Raw genomic sequence first — 23,946 nt, 5'->3', positions numbered from 1 at the left:
TAGACTCCCTTTTTAGTGGGTGATTTTTAATCAGCTAATCTACTATTGCTATTCAGCTTAGTCGCTATGCGCGCATTGATTTTTCGCCGCGTGCTAGACCCACCACACCTGAGCGTGAAATCTCAATCACTTTAGTCACATCTGCCAAGGCGGAGATGCAGGCATCTAACTTATCACTGGTGCCAATTAATTGGACCGTATATAAGCTCTGAGTGACATCGACAATTTGACCACGGAAAATATCTGCCAGTCTTTTGACTTCTTCTCTGTGCTCACCTTGTGCTTTGACTTTAATCAGTGCGACTTCTCTTTCTACATGCGCAGACTCAGTGATATTAGATACTTTTAGTACATCAATGAGCTTATGTAGTTGCTTCTCTATTTGCTCAAGAACAGCTTCATCAGCTTTTACGGCAATGGTTAAGCGAGATAGGGTTTTATCTTCTGTTGGCGCTACAGTTAAGGTTTCAATGTTATAACCACGCTGAGAAAATAATCCTACAACCCGAGAAAGCGCACCCGGTTGGTTTTCAAGTAATACACATATAATCCGACGCATTAGCTTTTCTCCGTTTTGCTCAACCACATTTCATTCATCGCACCGCCACGAATTAACATCGGGTATACGTGTTCGGTCTCATCAACGTGAATGTCGACAAAGACTAATTTGTCTGTCATGGCGAAGGCTTTCTCTAAACCTGATTCTAGCTCGGCAGGATCACGAATGGTCATGCCTACATGACCATACGCTTCAGCAATTTTGGCAAAATCGGGTACCGAGTCCATGTAGGATTGAGAATGACGACCTGCGTATATCATGTCTTGCCACTGTTTAACCATACCCAAAAAGTGATTGTTTAGGTTGATGATTTTAACGGGAATATCGTATTGTAGTGCGGTTGATAACTCTTGGATATTCATTTGAATAGAGCCATCACCCGTAACGCAAATAACCGTTTCATCGGGTTTTGCAAGCTTAACACCCATTGCGGCAGGCAGGCCAAAGCCCATGGTGCCAAGGCCGCCAGAGTTAATCCAACGACGTGGCTTATTAAATGGATAGTAGAGCGCAGCAAACATTTGGTGTTGACCAACATCGGATGCTACATAGGCATCACCATTGGTTAATTTATGCATGACTTCGATAACTTGCTGTGGTTTTATCTTTGTATCTGATTTTTGGTAATCTAAACTCTTGCGACCACACCACTTGGCAATGTCGCCCCACCAATGATCATTGGCAGTCGGATCGGTAATAGCATAATCATTGGCTTCAATCTGCTTTAGCATTTCATCCAATACTTGATCAGCAGAACCCACGATTGGAATATCGACTTTAATGGTTTTTGAGATTGAAGAGGGATCGATATCAATGTGTAAAATAGTGGCATTTGGACAGTATTTTTCTACATTATTGGTGGTGCGATCATCAAAACGAACCCCAATACCAAAGATAAGATCACTGTTATGCATGGTCATGTTTGCTTCATAGCAACCGTGCATACCGAGCATACCGACACTGTTAGGGTGAGTACCAGGAAAGGCGCCTAGTCCCATCAGAGTGCTTACCACTGGAATTCCAAGCTTTTCTGACAGCGCGAGGATCTGGCTGTCACACCCAGATATAACTGCGCCGCCACCGACGTATAAAACAGGTTTTTTAGCGGCTAAGAGTGCTTGTAAACCTCTGCGGATCTGGCCTTTGTGGCCAGATGTAGTGGGGTTATATGAACGCATGGAAATATCCTCTGGATATTGATATTCATGCAAAATTTCTGGGTTCATACAGTCTTTAGGCACATCAACCACCACAGGACCTGGACGACCACTGGCGGCAATGAAAAATGCTTTCTTGATGATAGTCGGAATGTCACGCGGATCAGTGACTAAAAAACTATGCTTAACAACCGGTCTAGATATACCAATCATGTCGCATTCTTGGAATGCATCATTACCAATGAGGTGGCTATGAACCTGACCTGAAATAACCACTAAAGGAATAGAGTCCATGTAAGCGGTAGCAATACCAGTAATGGTATTGGTAGCACCAGGACCTGAGGTGACAAGGACTACACCAACGTCACCTGTAGCACGAGCATAACCGTCAGCCATGTGCACGGCAGCTTGTTCATGTCGCACGAGTATATGTTCAATGGTGGACTTTTCGTGCAGTGCGTCGTAAATATCTAAAACTGATCCGCCTGGATAGCCAAAAATATGTTTAACGCCTTCGTCGATAAGAGAACGGACGACCATACTGGCGCCTGATAGCTTCTCCATAATAATTCCTTTTTAAGTTACCGCTACGGTATGCAGTATCTCACTACAGCGACGGTAATCGCTCTAAAATTAAGCTTGGATGGTAATCCTTGCTCTCGTTTGCCGTTAATCTCAACTGAAAATGAGTCTTCACAGAGGTACTTGTGCGGCGATGACTTCAATTTGAGTCAGCTTCATCATATAAAACCCCCATACGATTACAAGGCATGAATGCAAATAAATCGTTCTAAATGAAGAATTTTCAATATGGCGGACAGAAAAGCAAAGTTGCAGGTGGTTAATGACAAGTGATTAAAGGAAGGTTTGGCTATAGAGAGGCGACAATCACGGTAAGCGTGATTGTCTAACATTGTTATAGGTTCGGCTCTCGTTTACTAAACAGTTGGCATAAGCCGACAAGAATAACAGCAGCCAACATGAGTGCAGAGAAGGGCACTGCGGTTCCGGTATAGAACAATGCAAGTAGCGGACCTGCGAGTGCGCCGCATCCGAATCTAAGTGTTCCTATTACGGCCGTTGCGGTGCCGGTTTCTTGTTGGAATTTCATCAATACAATGGCATCGGCATTGACTGACATCACACCGAGACACGCCATTAATGGCAGTAACATAACAACAGTAAATAGGTAGTTTAAGTCGAGCATGTTGACCAGTAATAAGCCGCTTGCGGCTATTGCACCGAAAATGGTCGATACACGTAGCATTCTTTTTGAGCCGTAACGACCCACAATCTTGCTATTGACTACATTCGCGAGCATCAGTGCACCAACATTGGTGCTAAACAAAATGGCAAATAGTGATTTGTCGAGTCCGAACACTTCCATATAGACAAACGGTGAGGCGGTTAAATAGCAGAAAAAGGCAAAGGAGGTGAGTACACCACAGGTAATATTGAGCTTCACACCTGGTTTGGTCAATACGGTGGCATAGGCGCCAAAAAATGATTTACCACTGCGGCTGCTTGCATCACGGTCACTCGGCATTTTTAATTTAAAACACACTAAAAAAAGTAATGCCAGCGCATAAAACGCTAGAATAAAGAAAATTAGGTGCCAATCCCCAAGTTCTAAAATTAAGCTCCCAATACTCGGCGCAATAAGCGGTGCAAGCATCATAATAAGGCTGACATAGGACATCCCTTTAGCGGTGTTTTGTCCGTAAACCTCTTTAATATATCCGGGCACAACAACCGTGGCGGCAGCGCCGATAAAAGCTTGTAAGAATCTTAATGCCAAAAAGGCTTCAATTGATTGAACAAATGTCAGAGCAAAGCTGGTGAGCATAAAGCCCGTTAAACCAATTATCACCATCTTGCGGCGACCATACCTATCAGCAAGCGGACCAAAGCACAGCATACCTAGGGCGTAGCCAGCTAAATATAGGCTAAGAGATTGTTGAACTAACGTAATGCCAGTGTCAAAACTGCTGGCTAGCGCTGCCATGGCCGGTAAATACATATCGATGGCTAACGGTGTAATGGCTACAATCGCGGCAAGCATTGGGATGAGTAATACTAAATTGGGGATGCCAACCGGATGGGTGCTTGATTGTTCATTGTTGGACGTGTTCTTCAATACTGCCTCTTTGAGTGTTGCTTGCTGAGCTGCGGATTTGTCGGAAATACTTGAAATATATTAACTAGGGAGTCGATCTTAATGTGACTTAATTAAAGCCTTAAGGATCCGTTAGTTTAGTTGATTTAAGGTCGAATTGAGATGGTACTCATTGTATAAAAAGTATTTTACGACACTATATTATCGTTTTAAAAACATTTAACCAATCAAAATTATATTGTAACCGTGCTAAAAAGTGATTCAATTTGTGTTGAAAGCCTCGCAACTAATTAGACAGTCCATTTTCTTGTGCAACTGTCATTCAACTGTTATCCAAATGTCATTGCCGTGACTTTATTTCGTTCTAAATTAGGCGACTTTATAATTCAAGTTGCTGAAAAAGTAGTTGCAGCTAATTGCTTATTACGAAGGGAATGAAATGAATAACGAGTACACAATTGTACCGCTGTTAATGTCGGCATTATTACTAATGGCTTGCAGTGATGGCACATCTGGGAAAAATGGTAGTAATACCTTGGTTAAAATGTCAACACTCTCGATTGGTAATGAACAATGTGCTATGGGTGGACAACTACTGCAGTCAGGTTTAGACGTAAACGCTAATGGCGTTTTGGATGAAAGTGAGATTGACGATGCTCAGTCACAAACTGTTTGTCATGGTCAGGGCGCGACGTTAAAGGCTGAATTGGTCGGCCGTTACCAAAGCGAAATCTATGGACTGAGCGCAGCTGAAATCGTCGATTTTGACCCGTTATCGAAACAAGTATTTGTGATCAACGCTAAGAGCGGTAAAGTCGATGTACTTAACGCGGCTGATATCGATGTCACTGATGCGGTGTCAGGCAGTGGTGCACTGGCCCTTAATAATATCGTTAAAACTACTGATATTGATGTGGCTGCAGATGTGGGTCTTACTCATTTAGGCGGCGTTAATAGTTTAAGTGTTTATGGGGATCTGCTCGCGGTGGCGATAGAGCGAGGTGATGCGCTGGGCAACAGTAAACAAGCCAATGGTTTCGTCGCTTTTTATCGTATCAATGACGCGGGTGAAACAAGCTTCCTTCATGCCGTTGAAGTCGGAGCATTACCGGATAACGTGACGTTTAATCGCAATGGCTCGTTATTGATAGTGGCTAATGAAGGAGAGCCAAACACGGCTTATAGCCTTGATCCTGAAGGCAGCATATCAATGATTGCAATTAAAGAAAATATTCCAGCAACGACTGCGACAGCTATCGGTTTTGCTGATTTTAACAAGGGTGGAGCCCGCGAAGGTGAGCTGGACTCAATGATCAAGATCAACGGGCCTAATGCCTCTGTCGCACAAGACTTGGAGCCTGAATATATTGCGGTGAGTGAAGATAATCTAAAGGCTTACGTGTCTTTACAAGAAAACAATGCCATTGCGGTCATCGATCTTAAAGATAAAAAGATTGAATCTATTCTGCCGCTAGGGCTTAAAGATTACGGCTTATATGAAAATAGAATTGACGCCAGTGACAAAGATAGCCGGATTAACTTCAGTGCATATGCTGGGGTCTACGGCATGTATCAACCCGATACCATTAGCAGCTATCAGTGGCGGCAGACTAATTTTATTGTCACCGCTAACGAAGGTGATGCTAGGGACTACGATGGCTTTTCAGAAGAAGCCAGAGCAGATGATTTGAATTTAGACCCCAGTCACCCACAATTAGGTGCAGCGCAAGACAAGACCCAATTAGGCCGTCTTAAAGTGACGACCAGCATGGGTGATATTGATAACGATGGTGACGTAGATCAAATTATCAGTTATGGCGCCCGTTCATTCTCTATCTGGGACGAGCATGGCAATCAGGTGTTTGACAGTGGCTCAGAGTTTTCCCGTATTACCGCCGCAGTACTTGGAGATAATTTTAATAATAATAACGATGAGAACAAAGGCGATAGCCGCAGTGATGACAAGGCCGGCGAACCTGAAGCATTAGCTATTGGAAAAATAGCCGACCAATACTATGCTTTTATTGGTTTAGAGCGCACTGGTGGCATTATGATTTACAATATCACCAACCCATTTTCAGTCAGCTTTGTCGACTATGTGGTCAATCGTGATTTTGATACAGACTTTGAAATTGATAGCGATACGGGTGAAGTGAAAGGTGATGCGAGTCTTGCTGGAGATCTCGGCCCTGAAGGGATGAAGTTCATCAGTGCAAACGATAGTCCTACTTCGCAGCCTTTGTTAGTTATAGGCAATGAGGTGAGTGGAACCACCAGTGTGTATGCACTGAGTTTCTAGTTATAGTTGATATTAGAAGCCATGATTAAAAGCGTTAAAATAAAAAACTCCGCTGCTGCAACAGTAACGGAGTTTTTTAGCACTTAAGCAAGGCAAATGATGAGCGATGCTCAAATTGCCGCAAGTACCGACTTAGAAGCCGCGAGGAAGTTGACCTTTACCCGCTAACTTTTCACGCCAAAGTTCTTTAGCTGTTTTGCCGCCAGTTTTAGCCGCGGGTTTTGCGACCTTTTTAGGAGTGGCTTTTATGGCAGCTGGCTTGGCTGCTACTTTTTTATCGGCTTTAGCTTCTATGGGAGCACTTTTGTCACCCATTTCGGCTAACATCACTTCTAACTCACTGAAGCGTAATGATTTACCGCCATCGATTTTGTACCAGCTACCTTTCTGTTCAATTTTAACAGCTTGGCCTTCTTGCTTAGCAAGTGTGGCCTCAAGTGTACTGATAACCTCTTCTTTGGTCAGTTTTGACATAATAATAACCTGTTTATTTTTTGTGTTTACATGAAGGTTTCGAGTGATTTTATCGTTTAATGCACCAAAAAGTCCAATTTTCACCACTAATGCCTTCAACTATAGGATGATTTAGACATTTTACCGCCATTATGTGAGTCAAAATTGCTGATATTTGGGATATGACAATTTAAATCTCGGTGTGCTTTAGCTATAGAATAACTATTAGCTTGAATCTCCTAACTCGCCAACAGGGCTTTTGAATTCCCGCTGAATGGTCAAACTTTTAATGCAACTGGTATAAAAATGTGCTGCTTAAATGGAACTTGAATTGGCTTGTTTGGGCATAAAAAGCGAGAATAGGGTATGCAAAAGAACATTTTATAGGTGAGTTAATGACACGCACAGAATTAAGCCAGTATTTGGCACAATACCTACAGGTCGCCAATTTTAAAGATTACGCACCTAATGGGTTGCAGGTTGAAGGTAAACAAGAGATTAACACTATTGTGACAGGCGTAACGGCTTGCCAAGCCTTGATTGATGAAGCGATAGCGTTAAACGCCGATGCGATTATTGTACATCATGGTTTTTTTTGGAAAAGTGAGCCCGAGATTATCGTTGGGATGAAGCAGAAAAGAATTAAAGCGTTACTGCTCAATGATATTAACTTGTTTGGTTACCACTTGCCGTTAGATGCACATCCTGAGGTGGGCAACAATGCTGAATTTGGTAAAGTGATTGGCATAGAAAACGCACGAGTGATTGAAGGGCACGCGCAAGGCTTAATATGGCGTGGCGAACTCAGCACACCCGTGCTGGCAAAAGATCTTGCAGCGGCCATCTCACACACGCTATCAAGAGAGTGTTTGCATCTTGGTGACGAACAAAGCCTAGTCGAGACAATTGCTTGGTGCACGGGTGGCGCGCAAGACTACATCGACATTGCAGCATCCCTTGGGATTGATGCATTTATTAGTGGCGAAGCATCAGAGCGCACATATCACTGCGCAATCGAGCAAAATATTCAGTATTACGGCGCGGGACATCACGCTACAGAGCTTTATGGCATTCAGGCGCTCGGTAAACATCTAGCCTATAAATTTGGCTTAAAGCACCATTTCATTGATATCAGTAATCCAGTTTAGACTGAGTTGATAACGATAAACGGATACAAAAAAGCCGCTCAACGTTGAGCGGCTTTTTATGGCGGGTGCCCGCGTTTAGATAAGCGCTACATCACTCGCATACCAGGTTTTGCACCTGCATGTGGCTCAAGGATCCAGATATCTTTACCGCCTGGGCCAGCAGCGAGTACCATACCTTCAGACTCACCGAATTTCATTTTACGCGGCGCAAGGTTAGCCACCATTACCGTGTGCTTGCCAACCAAATCTTCAGGCGCATAAGCTGATTTTATACCGGCGAAGACTTGTTTGATTTCACCCCCTAAATCAAGCTCTAATCGAAGCAGTTTGTTGGCTTTTTCAATATGTTCAGCTTTTGAAATCAGCGCAATACGCAGATCAATCTTGGCGAAATCATCAAAACTAATTTCAGCTGCTAACGGTTCTTTCTCAAGTTCCGTTTGCACTTCTTCAACTTTAGGCACTTCAACGTCTTTGGTGACTTGGAGATTCTCTGATGAAGCTTCGATAATCGCTTCGATACTCTTTATTTCGATACGCTGCATTAATGCTTTGAATTTAGCGATTTCATGATCAGCGAGATCGACGTCCAAATTATTCCACGTTAGCTCTATCTGTAGGAATGCTTCAACATCTGCCGCAAGTTTTGGCAATACTGGTTTTAGATATGTGACTAGAATGCGGAATAAGTTTAGTGCGTTACTACAGACTTGATGGGCTTCTTCTTGCTTAGCGTCATCTTTAATTAATTGCCATGGAGCAGCGTCAGCAACATAAGCATTAGCAACATCAGCAAGCGCCATGATTTCACGCATCGCTTTACCGAATTCACGTGTTTCATATAAATCTGCAATAATGTCCTGCTTTGACAAGAATGCTTCAGTCAAAGTCATATCATTAATTTTAGCTAACTTACCATCGAAACGTTTACTGATAAAACCAGCTGTTCTTGAGGCTAAGTTAACAAGCTTTCCGACTAAATCTGAGTTAACACGTTGAGCGAAGTCTTCAAGGTTCAAATCTAAGTCATCGACACGACTATTTAATTTAGCTGCGTAGTAGTAACGAAGATACTCAGGGTCTAAATTATCTAAATAGGTACGTGCTTTAATGAACGTGCCTTTTGACTTAGACATTTTAGCGCCGTTTACAGTGACATAACCGTGTGCGTAGACCGCTGTAGGTTTCCGAATTCCGGCACCGTCTAGTACGGCAGGCCAGAATAAACCATGGAAGTTGACAATATCTTTACCGATGAAGTGATATAGCTCAGCTTTAGAATCTAGGCTCCAAAATTCGTCAAAATTTAAATCTTCACGTTTGTCACATAAATTTTTGAATGAACCCATGTAGCCGATTGGCGCATCTAGCCATACATAGAAAAATTTACCTGGCTGATCCGGTATTTCAAACCCAAAATAAGGCGCATCACGAGAAATATCCCACTGTTGCAATCCTTGACCGAACCATTCTCTTAATTTGTTCGCGATTTCAGGTTGCAGTGAACCAGAAGCTAACCATTCGCCAAGCATGGTTTCAAATGCAGGTAGATCAAAAAAGAAATGCTCACTGTCTTTCATCACTGGTGTAGCACCAGAAACTGCAGAATAAGGGTTGATTAGGTCGGTAGTGCTATAAGTCGCGCCGCAATTGTCACAGTTATCACCGTATTGGTCTTCACTTTTACATTTTGGGCAAGTGCCTTTGACAAATCGGTCTGGCAAGAACATTAACTTTTCTGGATCGAATAACTGTGAAATCGTTTTGGTTTTTATATAACCCGCATCACGTAACTTGAGGTAAATTTCATTGGCAAGTTCACGGTTTTCTTCGCTGTGAGTGCTGTGGAAATTATCAAATTGAATATTGAAATCAGCAAAATCTTTTTCATGCTCTTTTTGTACTTGAGCAATCATCTCTTCTGGTGCAATACCCATCTGCTGTGCTTTAAGCATAATTGGCGTGCCATGAGCATCATCCGCACAGATATAGTGACATTCATGTCCACGTAACTTTTGAAAACGTGACCAAATATCGGTTTGAATATACTCAAGCATATGGCCTAAATGGATCGGACCATTGGCATACGGAAGTGCACTAGTGACTAAGATTTTACGTTGTGAATTGGCCATCTTTTCTCGAAATCGCTGGGAACCTAAATAGAATGGAATAGATACTAACCGATCCAATGCTGAGTTTCATCAAAACCTAGCGTAACTGTGGTAAATCTAAACTAATGTTTACCTAAAATTCTGGTACAATTGCGCAAATCATATTTAGGGGGTCTACATTTTGTCTTCATCTCACCCAAATTATCATCTCAGTGATGATCTTCTCGTTCCTGTTCTAGCCATTCTTGATGCGTTCCAAGATCCATATTTAAACAAAAGCTTTTTAAGTGCCGGCATGGTGACTAGCCTTGCAATTGAAGGTAAACGCTTGCAATTGGGCCTTTGTTACTCGTACCCATGCCAAACGCAATATCAAGATATCGTCATGGCGGTAACAAAAGAGTTAGCGGTATTAGATGCAATTGATGAAGTAGAGTGTGAAATCGATTTTCAGCCAGATACTGTATCAGCGATCAGTGCAGTAGAACCTCTGCCAAATATACGCCAGATTATTGCGGTTGCATCAGGTAAAGGCGGTGTAGGTAAGTCAACAACGGCTGTCAACCTTGCATTAGCGCTGGCAGCAGAAGGTGCCCGCGTGGGTATTTTGGATGCTGACATTTATGGTCCATCCATTCCGATGATGCTAGGCGTTGAAGGTTTTAAACCTGTCTCTCCGGATGGAAAGATAATGACTGCCGCCAAAGCTCATGGCATTTCTGCGCAATCGATAGGTTTTATGCTAGATGGTGACCAAGCAGCTGTATGGCGTGGTCCAATGGCAGCGGGTGCATTGATTCAATTACTGACTGAGACTGAATGGCCAGAGTTGGATTATATGGTGATCGATATGCCACCAGGAACAGGTGATATCCAGCTCACCTTATCGCAAAAAGTACCGGTAAGTGGCGCCGTCATTGTAACAACACCGCAAGATATTGCCTTGGCTGACGCTAAAAAAGGCGTGAATATGTTCCAAAAGGTCAATATTCCAGTACTCGGTATTGTTGAAAACATGAGTTTTCATTTATGCCCTGAATGCGGTCATAAAGATCATCCTTTCGGCGCTGATGGCGGCGAAAAAATGGCAACTCGTTACAATGTTCCATTATTGGGGCAGTTGCCATTACAGTTAAATATTCGAGAAGACGTCGATAAAGGAATACCCACGGTAGTCGCTGATAGCGAGTGTCAGGTTTCTAGCATGTATCGTGAAATAGCCCGCAAAGTGGGCGCTCAACTTGCGTTATGCCAAGCGCAATCTAAAGTGTCAATAAGCATATCGGACGATGAGTAGATTTTAAAATGAATTCAAAACAATGTGTTGTAATCGCAATTGCAGGCGCATCGGCCTCAGGTAAGAGTCTTATTGCCAAAACGATTTATGAAGAGTTATGCCGTGATTTAGGCACTGATCAAATTGGTGTTATTGCTGAAGATGCTTACTATCGTGACCAAGGTCATATGTCGATGGATGAACGTGTTTTAACTAACTACGATCATCCTAAAGCGCTTGATCACGAGTTACTTTGTAAGCATTTACGTGCGCTCAAAGAAGGCAACGCTGTTGATATTCCAGTTTATAGCTATAACGAACATACTCGTACTGATGAGAAAGTAACCTTAACCCCTAAGAAAGTGATTATTCTTGAAGGGATCCTACTGCTCACTGACCCTGCTTTGCGTGAGCAAATGGATGCGAGTGTATTTATGGATACTCCACTCGATATCTGTTTTATGCGCAGACTCTCCCGTGACGTAGCTGAACGTGGTAGAACAATGGAATCGGTGATGGCACAGTACACCGAGACGGTACGACCGATGTTTTTACAATTCATTGAACCGTCAAAACAATACGCAGATATTATTGTACCTCGTGGCGGTAAGAACCGTATTGCGACCGATATTTTAAAGGCACGAATACAGCACCTTCTAGTTAAGTAAAAGTAACCTAAAAAAATCAGTATAAGGGACCTTAACGATTATGCGTTTGACAGATATTGAAATTGAAGAATGTTTAGATAATGGCACTATCGTTATGGAGCCTAGGCCCTGCGCTGAGGCGATAAGTGGTGTGAGTGTTGACGTTAAATTAGGCAATGAATTTCGCGTATTTAAAGATCACACTGCCCCTTTTATTGATTTAAGCGGCCCGAGTGCAGAAATGCAGCAAGCACTTGATAGAGTAATGAGTGAAACTATTGTGATAGCAGAAGATCAATCATTCTTCTTGCATCCAGGTGAACTTGCACTGTCGGTCACTCATGAGGAAGTTACTTTACCAGCAGATATTGTCGGTTGGTTAGATGGTCGTTCATCGCTGGCCCGTTTAGGGTTAATGGTCCACGTTACCGCGCATCGCATTGATCCGGGTTGGCAAGGAAAAATCGTATTAGAGTTTTTTAACAGTGGTAAATTGCCATTGGCTCTTAAGCCTAATATGACGATCGGCGCGCTTAACTTTGAACGTTTGTCTCAGCCTGTTGCTAGACCTTACAATAAACGTAAGAGTGCAAAGTACAAAGATCAGCAAAACGCAGTCGCTAGCAGAATTAGCCAGGATAACTAAATGTCGGTAGTTTGGGTTAATGGACAACCTGATGCCACTATTAGTCCTCTTGATCGAGGATTAGCCTACGGCGATGGTTTATTTGCAACAATGCGAGTCAACAAAAGTGAGATTCAATTTATTGAATCTCACTTTTTGCGATTAACCCAAGGTGCACAGCGGTTAGGCTTTCAATGGCAACCAACAGCGGCACTGAAAGAGCGGTTGTTGCAGTGCGCTAAAGATAACCCTCAGTCATGCCTCAAAATACTATTGTCTCGTGGTGTGGGTGGACGTGGCTATACGCCGCCAAATTCAAACCCATCGATAACTGAAATCGTATCCGTTCATCCTTTCCCTGATATTTACCAACATTGGCAAAAAACGGGCATCAGCTTACAATCATCGGATGTGTTACTGGCAAGGCAACCTCGCTTGGCGGGCATTAAGCACTGTAATCGACTTGAGCAAGTGTTAATTAAGTCGGTTGCTTTAGCCAATGGGATCGATGACTGGTTAGTACTTGATAGCAATAAAAATATTATCGAATCTTCAATGGCTAATCTGTTTTTTGAAACCGATGCCGGCATCATAACACCTCAGTTTTCCTATGCCGGAGTGGCGGGCATGATGAGAGAACAAGTGATTTATCAATTGCTAGAGATGAAATTTTCGGTATCGGTGACTGAAATAAATGTTGATATACTGTCTCAAGTGAAACATGTTTTCATGACCAACAGTTTACTCGGGGTTGTTGATATCAATAAAATAGACCAACAGTCCTTTAAAATAGCGCCTTACACTTCATTATTAAGAGAGCAGCTTGATCTGACATTATGAAAAAATTCTTAATTGGTTTTCTAGCAACAAGTTTTACGCTACTCACCATTACCGCAGTGGGTGGCTATTGGGGTTACCAAACGTTAATGACGTTTGGTCAAACACAACTCAATGTCGTAAACGCACAAGAATTAGAGATTAAAAGAGGCACATCATTTAATCAGTTTACCAACATATTAACCCAGAAAAAGTTAATAGAAGAGGGTTGGAAATTAAAGTGGTTAGTGCGTCTTAACCCCGCATTAGCACAAATAAAGTCAGGCTTATACGAAGTCGTTCCACAAGAGACTGTCAACAGTTTGCTTGAAAAGCTAGTGGCAGGAAATGAAAAATCATTTGCGCTGACGTTACTGGAAGGGCAAACCGTAAAAGAGTGGCGGGTGCAATTATCAGAGCAACAAAAGTTAAGGTTTGACGACGCGCTATTTACCAATATATTAATGAATAATGGTGATAATTCCGGATTGCCAGAAGGGAAGTTTTTCCCTGATACCTACCATTACAGGGCACACAGTTCAGCCAACACATTATTGCGAGAAAGCTATCGCAAGATGCAAGTAGAACTCGAAAAGGCATGGGACAGTCGGCAAGCAGGCTTACCGCTTAAGTCACCGTATGAACTATTAATACTCGCGTCAATTATTGAAAAAGAAACGGGTAAAGCGAGTGAAAGACCCTGGATATCTGCGGTCTTTATTAATCGTTTGCGCAAAGGCATGCGCTTGCAGACTGATCCTACGGTCATTTATGGCATGGGGGAACGTTACCAAGGTAATATCACCCGTAAAGATCTGCGCGAGCAAACGGCTTTTAACACTTATAGAATTAACGGGCTACCACCAACGCCAATTGCCGCTCCGAGTCTTGCGGCCTTGCATGCAGCAGCCAATCCAGCTGATGTTAATTACCTTTATTTTGTCTCACAAAATGATGGTAGCCATGTATTTTCAAAAACACTGTTAGAACATAACCGAGCAGTGAATAAATATCAGAGAAATCGATGAACACTGAATCAACCGTGGCTAAAAAAGCAAAGTTTATTGTCATAGAAGGGCTTGAAGGGGCTGGTAAATCCAGTGCAATCGCATTAGTACGCGATTTTATTGAAAAACACACTGGCCAAGCGCCGGTATGCACCCGCGAGCCAGGCGGTACGCCTTTAGCTGAACAGATGCGTGATTTAGTCAAAATTGCCAATGAGTCTGACCCATTATGCGATGAAGCTGAATGCCTCATATTTTATGCCGCCAGAGCTCAATTGGTCGCGAATGTGATTAAGCCATCTCTTGCAGAGGGGAAATGGGTACTGGGTGATAGGCACAACCTTTCATCGCTTGCATATCAAGGCGGTGGGCGTGGCTTAATGCCATTGGTTTCGGCCATTAGTGAGGCGACTTTAAAAGGGTTTAAACCGGATTTAACGCTTTACCTCGATATTGACCCTACGCAGGGTTTAGCTCGCGCTGCCAACCGTGGCGAGTTGGACCGAATCGAGCAGCAAGAGATTGCGTTTTTTAACCGAACCCGAGCGACGTTTTTGTCTTACGCTGACAACGATGATTCTATTATGATCGTTGATGCGAGCCAGAGTATGGCGGCAGTGCATAAAGATATCATTGCAGTACTTCAAGATCAGGCTTGGTAATATGCAGTATTTACCGTGGTTGCAGGGCGCAAGCGATGAGTTTCACGCGCAATTAGGCCGTCAACAAGTCGCACATGCTTATCTCATTGGACTAGACGCCGGTTATGGCGGTGAAGTGTTAGCGTTAGATCTTGCTAAAGCGTCATTATGCAGTCAAGTAGGGATTTCTGGCGCTTGTGGGTTTTGTAAAGCGTGTCAGCTAATAGAAGCGGGTAGTCATCCTGACTTTTATAAAATTGAAGCCGATGGTGCACAGATTAAAGTTGATCAAATCCGGGCGTTATGCCAGAAACTGACCACTACTGCTCAGCAAGGTGGCCGCCGAATCGCTGTGATCCTTAATTGTGAACGCCTTAATCAAGCTTCTGCAAATGCATTACTTAAAACCTTAGAGGAACCAGGTAAAGATACCCTTCTTTTTTTACAGGCAAATTCACCTAGTCGGTTAATGGCGACGATTAGCAGCCGCTGCCAACGGATCCAAGTCAGGCTCCCTTCAAGACTGGAGGTAAAGAGCTGGCTTAATGAAGAACTAAAGGTGGCTGATGATTACAGCTGGTGTTTACCCGTCGTCGGTGGACCATTAGCGATAGTGTCAGCTATCGAAAGTGGCCGTTACCAGAGCTTGTTGGACTTCAGAAAAGGTTGGATACAAAGTTTGTCGTCAGCTCAGCTCTGTGCTAGTTTACAAAATGTGAATGAGAAGCAAGTTTCTGACGCGATTAAGGTTTTATATCTTGTGCTGCATCGAAAGCTTGTAAAAGATCAGACCATGGATCCATTGATCCGCTCATCACTCGCCACTTTTGCAGCTAAGATCATGCAGCAAGAAGTACGCTTATCAGTCATGCCAACCGTGAATGTATTGGGATTGTTTGAAGGCATAATCATTGAATACGTTACGTTATTGGACCGCTAAATAATTATGACTAATCTTGTTGTCAACTTTGATACCTTGCATCAACTATACAGGGCTTATATGCCTTTTATAAAACCAGCGGGCTTATTTGTTGGCACTACAGAGAGTTTTTTCCTTGGACAATCGCTGTCCGTGGCTTATCACCTGCCTGGTTCAACGGAAAGAATGCAGTTTGAGGGCATCGTGGTTTGGATTAACCCTTTAGGCGCCTCTGGCGGACGGCCTGCAGGTATCGGGGTCAAAATCATTTCCGAGCCAGACATGCACAAACACCACATTGAAAAGCTGCTTTCTGCAGAACTAGCATCTGGAAATTTGACCTGCACCATGTAGCTCGGTAGACTTGCTCTCCTTTTAGAAAGTAGGACTCTCCAGTGCTTATCGATTCACATTGTCATTTAGACCGCCTCAAAACTGCCCCCGATCAAGATGCATTAACCAACATTATTAATGCAGCCAAAGCGCGTGATATCGCGTATTTTTTGTGCGTAAACGTTAGGCAGCAAGGTTTTCTAGAGATGAAGCAAAAAATGGCTTCATTTGATGAGGTTTTTCTGTCTGCTGGAGTGCACCCGCTCGATGTGCAAGACGGATTAAATGTTGAAGAGATAGAGCAGTTTGCACGCGATGAAAAAGTGGTGGCGATAGGAGAGACAGGCTTAGATTATTTCTATGCTAATGAAACTAAAGCGTTACAGCAATCATGTTTTGAACAACAGATAGATCTCGCCGTTAAAGTCAAAAAACCACTGATTATTCATACCCGTGATGCAAGGGAAGATACCATTAATTTTCTCAAGCGCGGCAATGCAGACACCGTCGGTGGCGTATTGCACTGCTTTACTGAGAATTGGGAAATGGCGAAAGCTGCAATTGATATGGGCTTTTACATTTCGGTTTCAGGTATTGTCACTTTCAAGAATGCAGGTGATCTGCGTAGCGTCATTAGGAAAGTCCCTAAAGATAGACTACTTGTAGAGACCGATTCTCCTTATTTAGCACCTGTGCCTCATCGAGGCCAAGAGAATCAACCCGCTTTTGTGCGTGATGTTGCTGAGTTTGTTGCCGAGCTCAGGGGCGAAAAATACTCTGATGTTGCTGAGTATACGACTGAGAACTTCTTTAACTTGTTCAAAGATGCAGCGCGTATAGTCGGAAGATAACCACATTGGTGATTTCCCTTCAGTACTTTTAACGACAAATTTTAGGCAAAAAGAGACCCAAAACTATTCCAATTGTTCTGGGTCTAGGGGAATGGCTCTTAAAGAGCCGTGCGCTACTGTTGATAACCTTTACGGTTAAAATCTGCTATTACTCAATTCAGTAAAACTAATGTAATAGAGTGTAGTAGAGCATTTGTATTTAGGCCTACTTTTTTTATTAAACGCTTTATCAATACCAATAAAAATTACAATGTTGGGTAGCGAGCAATTTTGTCTCTGACTAAGTCTCTGGGAAGATTGTTTTTTAGCTTATTACCAAGGTGTTTAACGACACCTAAAGAACAACCTGCATAACTGACAATAGTTTCGCCTTGAGGCTTAATTTTTTCAATCAATGCGATATCACGTCCCATCAGAAACGTTTGCGCCTCTTCATCAGTTAACGCAACGCTTGTTGATGTCGTTAATGCCGAAATCGCTTCGTGCTTCACTTTAAAGCCTTTCTTTAAGGTATCAGCCAGCTTGATCCCTATACGTTGAAAACGCATTTTTCCGATAAGAGCCTGAAAGGGCTTAGGGAAAAGCCATAATTCGGCATCGCGAACATAGATATCCGCTTCATTGGCCACAATGATATTAAAAGAAGTCTCAAGATAGTCAGCTAGTGCTTCGACCTGTTTTGCTGAGGCCTTCTCAAATGGGAAGTTTTTTTGCTTTCGGGGTTCAGGTAATAGCCTTTCTACACTGGATACCTTTTTTATTTTAGCGACAAAAAAACCTTCACTATCATATATTTGCGGCCATACATGCAAAAATCCTTCTTCAGTACAAGCTCTCTCTGCACCAGGAAATAGTGATGATAAATTAACAAACTCAACAGCATCAGAATAACGCTCCTTTAAATAAGCGCAAACATCTTGATTCTCTTTTCGACTTAAAGCACAGGTCGAGTAAACTAATTCACCCCCTGGTTTTAGTGATTGAAAAGCTGAGTCTATTAATTCCTTCTGCGTGTTTACGATGCCTTTAACATCATTGTTATCCCAGTTTTTTAAGGCATCGGCATCCTTTCTAATGGTGCCTTCACCACTGCATGGTGCATCGAGTAATATGGAATCAAACGTCTCAAACAAGTACTCGCCAAACACACGGGCGTCAAAATGAGTTAGCGCGCAATTAGAAACACCCATTCGCGCTATATTGGCATGTAAGACTTTAACTCGACTAGCGGAGTACTCATTAGCAACAAGTAATCCCTTGTTGTTCATCAGAGCTGCTATTTGTGTTGTTTTTGACCCAGGGGCTGATGCCATGTCGAGCACATATTGTTTGGTACAGTTTTGCCCTTCGGTAATGAGTGCCGTTGGGGGCAACATTGAACTGGCTTCTTGAATATAAAACAGCCCTTGTAAATGCTCAATGGTATTGCCGAGTTGTATGCCAACGCTCAGTTCAATCCAATAGCCGTGTTCACACCAAGGTATTGGGGTGAAATTCCAGCCTTTAGGCGTCATCAATGCGATGAAATTTTCTGCTGATATTTTTAGCGTATTAATACGTATAGAGGGCCGCAGTGGCTTGTTGCTGAAACGGATAAAGTCTTCCATGGTAAGGTGAGATGGAAGATCTTGTTCAATGCTACTGATAAAATTCTGATTTAAATGAGCCATATGCCGAAGATAATGCGATAAAGTATTCAGATTATAACCCTAAACAGCGATATAGTGGGAGCACATGTAGAGAACTGCGTCGCGTTGTACTAGATAAGGAAAGGAACTTCAGTGCTAAATAAGATTTGGTTTGGCTTTTTTGCTATAGCGTTAGGCGCAATATTTATCCAGCTATTGAACGGTAATGTCGTTGTACTGAGTCATAGTGTTGAAGCCATTTTTTCGAGTGCAAGGCTGGCAGCTGAAATAGCATTAGGATTGATAGGTGTGCTTTGTCTGTGGATGGGACTGATGCGTGTTGGTGAAAAAGCGGGGGTTGTAGCATTTTTCTCTCGTGCTTTCGAGCCGCTATTATCGAGGTTGATGCCTGAGGTGCCACGTGGACACCCCGCTTATGGCAGTATCACCATGAACCTTACGGCAAACATGCTTGGTCTAGACAATGCAGCAACCCCGTTAGGGTTAAAAGCGATGCAGGACTTACAGACATTAAACCCGGTAAAGCATACCGCGACCAATGCTCAAATATTATTCTTGGTGCTCAACACTTCTTCTATAACGCTGGTGCCCGTCACGGTATTTCTATATCGGGCGCAGCAAGGTGCGGTCGCACCTGCAGATATATTTCTGCCCATCTTGTTAGCGACGACTGCATCGACGTTAGCCGGGGTCTTGGCTGTGGCAATTGTGCAGCGTTTATCAATTATCAATACCGTTGTTATCGCTTATGCAGCAGGTATTTTAGCGACGTTAACGGCGTTGATGTTCTATTTGTCGACCCTAACAGTAACAGCGATAGGGGAGGTGAGCACCGCAATGGGCAATGGTATTTTGCTGTTACTCATTTTCAGCTTTGTGTTGATTGCAGGACTTAGAAAAGTGGCGGTTTATGATGAGTTCATTGAAGGCGCTAAAGAGGGGTTTTCTCAGTCAATAAAGCTTATTCCCTACTTGCTTGCTATGTTACTTGCTATTGCTTTGCTGCGGGCCTCTGGTGCGCTAGATTACGCTTTAGATCTGTTAGCAGGACTCGTCGCATTTGCAGGCGGGGATACACGTTTTGTTGATGCAATGCCAACCGCAATCATGAAACCGTTTAGTGGTTCAGGGGCGAGGGCGATGATGCTAGAGACAATGCAGCATTATGGGGTCGATTCTTTTGCTGGGCGGTTGGCAGCTATTTTACAGGGCAGTACTGAAACCACTTTTTATGTACTGGCTGTGTATTTTGGCGCGGTAGGCATTCGCAATGGAAGACATGCATTAGCGTGTGGTTTGTTTGCTGATCTCGCCGGTATTTCGGCAGCTATTATTGTTTGTTACCAGTTTTATGGTTAATGATCTCTAAGTGACTTGGGTACATAACGATAGTTATTGCATTAAAAGACGCTACCGAAGAGCAGCGTCTTTTTAAAGAGATTCAATGTCTCAGGCTCTATTGAGCCGTTTGTTTAGGCGCCCATTCAAGCCAAAGTGGATCTACTGTTGAGCTAAGAGAAAAGCGGTAGTCGGTATTAATCATGTTATCTGAGCTGGTAATCTCTTTGGTCGCTAGGCCTATGCCACCGGCAAGAATAGTTTCTAGAGACCCCGTTTCAATTTTGGCTCCAGAGAAAAGACCTACATCAACTTTTACCCCGGAAAGATCCCAAAATACACTGGTGTTATTAATAAGGTGTCGATACTGGTTATCTACGTGTACTGTCATTTCAACGCTGGTGCCATCTGCTATCAATCTGTATTCATCAACTTGACCGACTTTAATACCACGGAAGAATATGGCGGTGCCTTTATTGATCGAACCCAAATTATCATTGCTGATGACGAAGGTGAGCGCGTTATTAATATTATGAAACGGCTTTTCAATTAAACCGATAAACTCTGATGATGTTTGAGCACTCACCCCTGGGAACACTGAAATATAGGGCCCTGTTAGGATGGTTTCTGGCGCTTCAATTCCTGCTAGAGACACTCTGACATCGACAATCGAGAAATTAGCATCTTGTTGATTAAAGCTGGCGGCATAATCACCATAAAGGTAAGCCTCTACGTTTAATTCAGATAGGTCTTTACTCAGTACCACTGAGTGAACCTCACCCACCTTGTGGCCTAAATAACGGATGGGTGCTTTTTTCTCCAATTTAACCGTGGCAGGGAAGGTTAATGCGATTGTTGTTGACTGACTCAAGGCGAGAAATTTTGAATCGTATAGGTGTTTGCCATTGTCTAGCACTGGACTATCGAGTAACCCCAATGTGATCCCACCCTTAATGGCAGCTTGAAGTGGTGCGACTTCAACTTCGATACCGTTTAGACTGGCGTTTATTGATAATGCGCTATTACGCCAAAATACCGTTTTGTCGTTGAGTAAACTGGCAAATGATTTTTGGATACTGATATCGATGATGAAATTATTCTCTTTACGCTGCCATTCGACCTGTTCTACTTGACCAATCTGCATTTTTTTATAATAAATTGGCGAACCTTTAATCACGTCCGCTCCGTCTTTACTGGTGAGCTGCTTATTGATTCGCTGCTTATTCTTAAAGAAGCTTTTAGCGTCGCTGCTGTTGGCAAACACATTTAATGATGCACCCTTAGCAATCTGCTGATTATTACTACTTCTGACTAAGCTTAATGCTCCAAGGCTAAAAGTATTTAAATCACGTGTTTTAACTGCAACGCCTCCAAGGTCAGCCTCAATAGATAATGCCGACTCGGCGATAAAGTAACTGTCTTTAGTGACAAGCGAGCTAAAATCAGCGTCGACTTCAATGTTATATTCCACTTCTGTTAACGCAGCATTGAGTTGGCTAGACAACACAGTGCCTATTTTTATCTGTTTAAATCGCAGTTCAGCACCCGCGGAAATACCCGGATTTGTATCGGAATGTAACGTTAAAGCCAGTTTTTGCGTATTTAAAGGCTGCGGTTGGTCAGTTAACAGTGGGTATTGCTGCAGTGGCTCTCCAGTACCTGGAGTAAAGTTAATCACGCTGCCGGTCAATAATCTTTCAGGGTGCTTTATACCATTGAGAGAGATATCTGCGCCTTCTAGCCAGAATGACGAACTGCCAGCGAGTAGCTCACTATATTGGCTGTCAATTTTAACAAGTAAACTGACTCCGTCATCCGTCAATATTTTATCAGTGACATGGCCAATTTTAATGCCTCTGAATATAATTGCCGTGTGCTTTGATACGGATTCAGATCCCGTCGCCGTAAGCATCAACTCTACACCACCGAATGCTTGCTCTTCACTGTCGTATAAAGAAAATTCATGTTGGTTCTGAGCAGCGTCAGAATGATCACTAGAGCTAAAACTAATACCACCGGCTAGGATGGAGGCGAGGCTTTCACTGCGAACTTCTATCCCTGAAAGTGATGCATCAATACTGATCCCTGATACATTCCAAAATTGTGAATCAACTTTGACTAAACTGGCATATTGTTGCTGAATAAACGCCGTTACAATGATTTTTTGGCTATTGTCTAAGCGGTATCCAACGACTTGTCCCACGGGAATTTGACGATAAAAGAGCGGTGAGCCAACGTCTAAAGACCCTAGCTTATCCGAGGTTATGTTGACAATAAGGCCTTCATTACCAGGGGTAATAACGGGGGCGGTAATTTCAGCTTCAAAAAATGAACGAGATTCACCTTCACCGGGCAAAATGCTGATGTAGTTACCTGAAAATAGAGTGTCTAGTCCTTCGATGCCTGTGATTGAAGCTTTCGGCGTCACCAACCAAAATTTAGTCCCTTTATTGATAAAAGGCGAAGAGCGATAGTCCATTAATACATCGACATTCACACCTTGTAGTTGATCATCAATACTGATATCGGCCACTTTTCCTACAGTTAAACCTTGGTATTTAACCAGTGTTTTACCAATATCCATTCCGGTAGCGTTTGGGAAATGAATTCTAACTTCTACACCTGATTCTCGGATGCTTTTTACGCCAAGCCAAGCGCCTAACGCGAGCGCAATAATAGGCAATAACCAAATAGGCGAGAACAGTTTTTTCTTTACGACTTTAGGTGTTTGTACTTGAGTCATTTTTTGTTTCCAGTCGGTCCCAGAGTAAACGCGTATCAATTACTTTTGCTGCCAGTTGCGTCAGTAAAATGACCAAGGCAAATGCAGTAGCAGCCGGTGCGGGTTTCGCATCTAGTAATTGCCCCATATTAACTACGGCAACGGTTAACGAAATAACGAAAAGATCCAGCATAGACCAACGGCCTATCCATTCAATAATATGAAAACCTATCATCAAATTCTTTTTTGAAATAGGTAATTTAAAACTGATCGCAGTTAAGTATATGGTAAGGCCAATTATTTTTAATAATGGCACCAAAATACTCGCCGTGAATAATATGATTGCTATAGGGATCATATCTGTTTTTACAAGGTGTGCGATACCCGAAAAAATAGTGTCTTGAGTGACTTGCCCCTGATTTGTAAGCGTCGTTATCGGGTATAGATTCGCGGGTATGAGTAAAATCGCGGCTGTGATTAACAAAGCCCAGCTTTTTTGTAAACTCCCATAATCTCTAATAACGAGTTTGGTATCACAGCGACTGCAACAAGCTGATTCAGCACAGGTAACCTTATTGCATGTTGGGCAACATGTTAGGCCTATTTGCTTACCTAATGTGGATTCGTTTGGGTTACTTTTCAAGAAAACTCCACATATGCTCCAAATCGTACTCTCTTAAAAGGAATAAATTCATAATAAACAGCATTGTAAAGCAGAAGGTGCCGAAACCAAATGAAACTGTAGCAAAGTCGGCAAGGTTGAAAGCGGCCACTAAAAAGCTAATGACATAAATTTCGAGCATTGTGAGTTGTGTCAGCAATCCCTGTAGTTTTAATGCCTGCTTTAATATTGACCTTAATAGACGATGCTGCAATCCATGTTTTATGATAACGATTTGTATCAAGATAGACATAAGTAGAATGCCTGGTGCAATTACTGCGGCAGTCATTACTGCAATGGCAACAATCCAGTAGCCTTGTTGGTATACTGCTAAAGCGCCTTCTAATACCGTTGTGGTACGCATGCTACCAAGAAATTCTAATTCTAGCACTGGGTAGGTATTGGCAGGGAAGAAAAATATTATTGCGGTAATACACAGTGCTAGCATGCCATTTAATGAGCAATATGGTGTGTCATAGAGCTGGGTGTGGCAGCGTGGACAAAGGGCTCTGACGCCTGTAGGCAGTGCACGCTTTCTGATGACGAGGTCACAAGACCGACATAAAGTAACACTATTATCTAGCGCGTCCGATGTCATAAGAATTAAAACCTCTATAA

Annotated in this window: 21 protein-coding genes; 12 read left to right on the top strand and 9 right to left on the bottom strand. The window is 42.8% G+C overall.

Annotated features, from left to right (window positions below):
* Positions 1-64: 64 nt before the first annotated feature.
* The 3 genes from ilvN to CXF83_RS14055 all read right to left on the bottom strand — a co-directional run bounded on the left by ilvN (position 65) and on the right by CXF83_RS14055 (position 3,853).
* Positions 65-559 carry an acetolactate synthase small subunit gene (gene ilvN / locus CXF83_RS14065; protein ID WP_101091056.1) on the bottom strand — a complete coding sequence of 165 codons (495 nt, stop codon included), beginning with the start codon at positions 557-559 and terminating at the stop codon, positions 65-67.
* Positions 559-2,280, bottom strand: coding sequence for an acetolactate synthase 3 large subunit (locus CXF83_RS14060; protein ID WP_101091055.1), 1,722 nt, complete (start codon positions 2,278-2,280; stop codon positions 559-561). Before CXF83_RS14060 ends, ilvN begins: the two co-directional genes overlap by 1 nt.
* Positions 2,281-2,632: 352 nt before the next feature.
* Positions 2,633-3,853: a multidrug effflux MFS transporter gene (locus tag CXF83_RS14055; RefSeq protein ID WP_232775113.1), complete on the bottom strand. Its 1,221-nt coding sequence runs from the start codon at positions 3,851-3,853 to the stop codon at positions 2,633-2,635.
* A gap of 418 nt (positions 3,854-4,271) precedes the next feature.
* Between CXF83_RS14055 and CXF83_RS14050 the strand changes: the two genes are divergently transcribed.
* Positions 4,272-6,131 (top strand): choice-of-anchor I family protein, encoded by a 1,860-nt coding sequence (locus CXF83_RS14050; RefSeq protein ID WP_101091054.1) that lies wholly within the window; start codon positions 4,272-4,274, stop codon positions 6,129-6,131.
* Between the two features lie 132 nt (positions 6,132-6,263).
* On the opposite strand, the gene CXF83_RS14045 is transcribed toward CXF83_RS14050, so the two are convergent.
* On the bottom strand, positions 6,264-6,605 hold the full coding sequence (locus CXF83_RS14045; protein WP_101091231.1) for a hypothetical protein: 342 nt from the start codon (positions 6,603-6,605) through the stop codon (positions 6,264-6,266).
* A 374-nt stretch (positions 6,606-6,979) separates the two neighbouring features.
* Between CXF83_RS14045 and CXF83_RS14040 the strand changes: the two genes are divergently transcribed.
* Complete coding sequence (locus CXF83_RS14040) at positions 6,980-7,732, top strand: Nif3-like dinuclear metal center hexameric protein (protein WP_101091053.1); 753 nt, start codon at positions 6,980-6,982, stop codon at positions 7,730-7,732.
* A gap of 86 nt (positions 7,733-7,818) precedes the next feature.
* Here the strand turns inward: CXF83_RS14040 and metG are convergent, their stop codons facing one another.
* A complete protein-coding gene (gene metG / locus CXF83_RS14035; RefSeq protein ID WP_101091052.1) occupies positions 7,819-9,864 on the bottom strand; it encodes a methionine--tRNA ligase in 2,046 nt (681 codons plus the stop codon).
* A 160-nt stretch (positions 9,865-10,024) separates the two neighbouring features.
* Between metG and apbC the strand changes: the two genes are divergently transcribed.
* Genes apbC through CXF83_RS13990 form a run of 9 tightly spaced genes read left to right on the top strand, consistent with a single transcriptional unit; the run spans position 10,025 to position 16,958 of the window.
* A complete protein-coding gene (gene apbC / locus CXF83_RS14030) occupies positions 10,025-11,140 on the top strand; it encodes an iron-sulfur cluster carrier protein ApbC (RefSeq protein ID WP_101091051.1) in 1,116 nt (371 codons plus the stop codon).
* A gap of 8 nt (positions 11,141-11,148) precedes the next feature.
* Positions 11,149-11,787, top strand: a complete 639-nt coding sequence (gene udk / locus CXF83_RS14025) for a uridine kinase (protein ID WP_101091050.1) — start codon at positions 11,149-11,151, stop codon at positions 11,785-11,787.
* A gap of 40 nt (positions 11,788-11,827) precedes the next feature.
* A complete protein-coding gene (dcd, locus tag CXF83_RS14020) occupies positions 11,828-12,412 on the top strand; it encodes a dCTP deaminase (RefSeq protein WP_101091049.1) in 585 nt (194 codons plus the stop codon).
* Complete coding sequence (pabC, locus tag CXF83_RS14015) at positions 12,413-13,231, top strand: aminodeoxychorismate lyase (RefSeq protein WP_101091048.1); 819 nt, start codon at positions 12,413-12,415, stop codon at positions 13,229-13,231.
* The gene (gene mltG / locus CXF83_RS14010; protein WP_101091047.1) at positions 13,228-14,235 is read left to right on the top strand and encodes an endolytic transglycosylase MltG; all 1,008 of its coding nucleotides are present in this window, start codon (positions 13,228-13,230) and stop codon (positions 14,233-14,235) included. The genes pabC and mltG overlap by 4 nt, the downstream gene beginning before the upstream one ends.
* Entirely contained in the window at positions 14,232-14,876 is a 645-nt protein-coding gene (tmk, locus tag CXF83_RS14005; RefSeq protein ID WP_101091046.1) for a dTMP kinase, read from the top strand. Before mltG ends, tmk begins: the two co-directional genes overlap by 4 nt.
* Before the next feature lies 1 nt (position 14,877).
* On the top strand, positions 14,878-15,795 hold the full coding sequence (gene holB / locus CXF83_RS14000) for a DNA polymerase III subunit delta' (RefSeq protein WP_101091045.1): 918 nt from the start codon (positions 14,878-14,880) through the stop codon (positions 15,793-15,795).
* A 6-nt stretch (positions 15,796-15,801) separates the two neighbouring features.
* Positions 15,802-16,128, top strand: coding sequence for a PilZ domain-containing protein (locus tag CXF83_RS13995; RefSeq protein WP_101091044.1), 327 nt, complete (start codon positions 15,802-15,804; stop codon positions 16,126-16,128).
* A gap of 41 nt (positions 16,129-16,169) precedes the next feature.
* Positions 16,170-16,958 carry a TatD family hydrolase gene (locus CXF83_RS13990; protein ID WP_101091043.1) on the top strand — a complete coding sequence of 263 codons (789 nt, stop codon included), beginning with the start codon at positions 16,170-16,172 and terminating at the stop codon, positions 16,956-16,958.
* A 245-nt stretch (positions 16,959-17,203) separates the two neighbouring features.
* Here CXF83_RS13990 and rsmF read toward each other — a convergent pair whose 3' ends face one another.
* The gene (gene rsmF / locus CXF83_RS13985) at positions 17,204-18,628 is read right to left on the bottom strand and encodes a 16S rRNA (cytosine(1407)-C(5))-methyltransferase RsmF (protein ID WP_101091042.1); all 1,425 of its coding nucleotides are present in this window, start codon (positions 18,626-18,628) and stop codon (positions 17,204-17,206) included.
* A 111-nt stretch (positions 18,629-18,739) separates the two neighbouring features.
* Between rsmF and CXF83_RS13980 the strand changes: the two genes are divergently transcribed.
* Positions 18,740-19,966: a nucleoside recognition domain-containing protein gene (locus CXF83_RS13980; protein WP_101091041.1), complete on the top strand. Its 1,227-nt coding sequence runs from the start codon at positions 18,740-18,742 to the stop codon at positions 19,964-19,966.
* Positions 19,967-20,063: 97 nt separating this feature from the next.
* On the opposite strand, the gene CXF83_RS13975 is transcribed toward CXF83_RS13980, so the two are convergent.
* From CXF83_RS13975 to CXF83_RS13965, 3 genes are read right to left on the bottom strand one after another with little or no spacing between them, the layout of a single operon-like run.
* On the bottom strand, positions 20,064-22,688 hold the full coding sequence (locus CXF83_RS13975; RefSeq protein WP_101091040.1) for an MlaD family protein: 2,625 nt from the start codon (positions 22,686-22,688) through the stop codon (positions 20,064-20,066).
* On the bottom strand, positions 22,666-23,310 hold the full coding sequence (locus CXF83_RS13970) for a paraquat-inducible protein A (RefSeq protein WP_101091039.1): 645 nt from the start codon (positions 23,308-23,310) through the stop codon (positions 22,666-22,668). The genes CXF83_RS13975 and CXF83_RS13970 overlap by 23 nt, the downstream gene beginning before the upstream one ends.
* Positions 23,300-23,926, bottom strand: coding sequence for a paraquat-inducible protein A (locus tag CXF83_RS13965; protein WP_101091038.1), 627 nt, complete (start codon positions 23,924-23,926; stop codon positions 23,300-23,302). The genes CXF83_RS13970 and CXF83_RS13965 overlap by 11 nt, the downstream gene beginning before the upstream one ends.
* Positions 23,927-23,946 lie beyond the last annotated feature (20 nt).

Origin of the sequence: Shewanella sp. Choline-02u-19 (assembly GCF_002836205.1) — a bacterium.
Lineage (GTDB): Bacteria > Pseudomonadota > Gammaproteobacteria > Enterobacterales > Shewanellaceae > Shewanella.
This window is presented reverse-complemented; position numbering and strand designations above follow the sequence as displayed.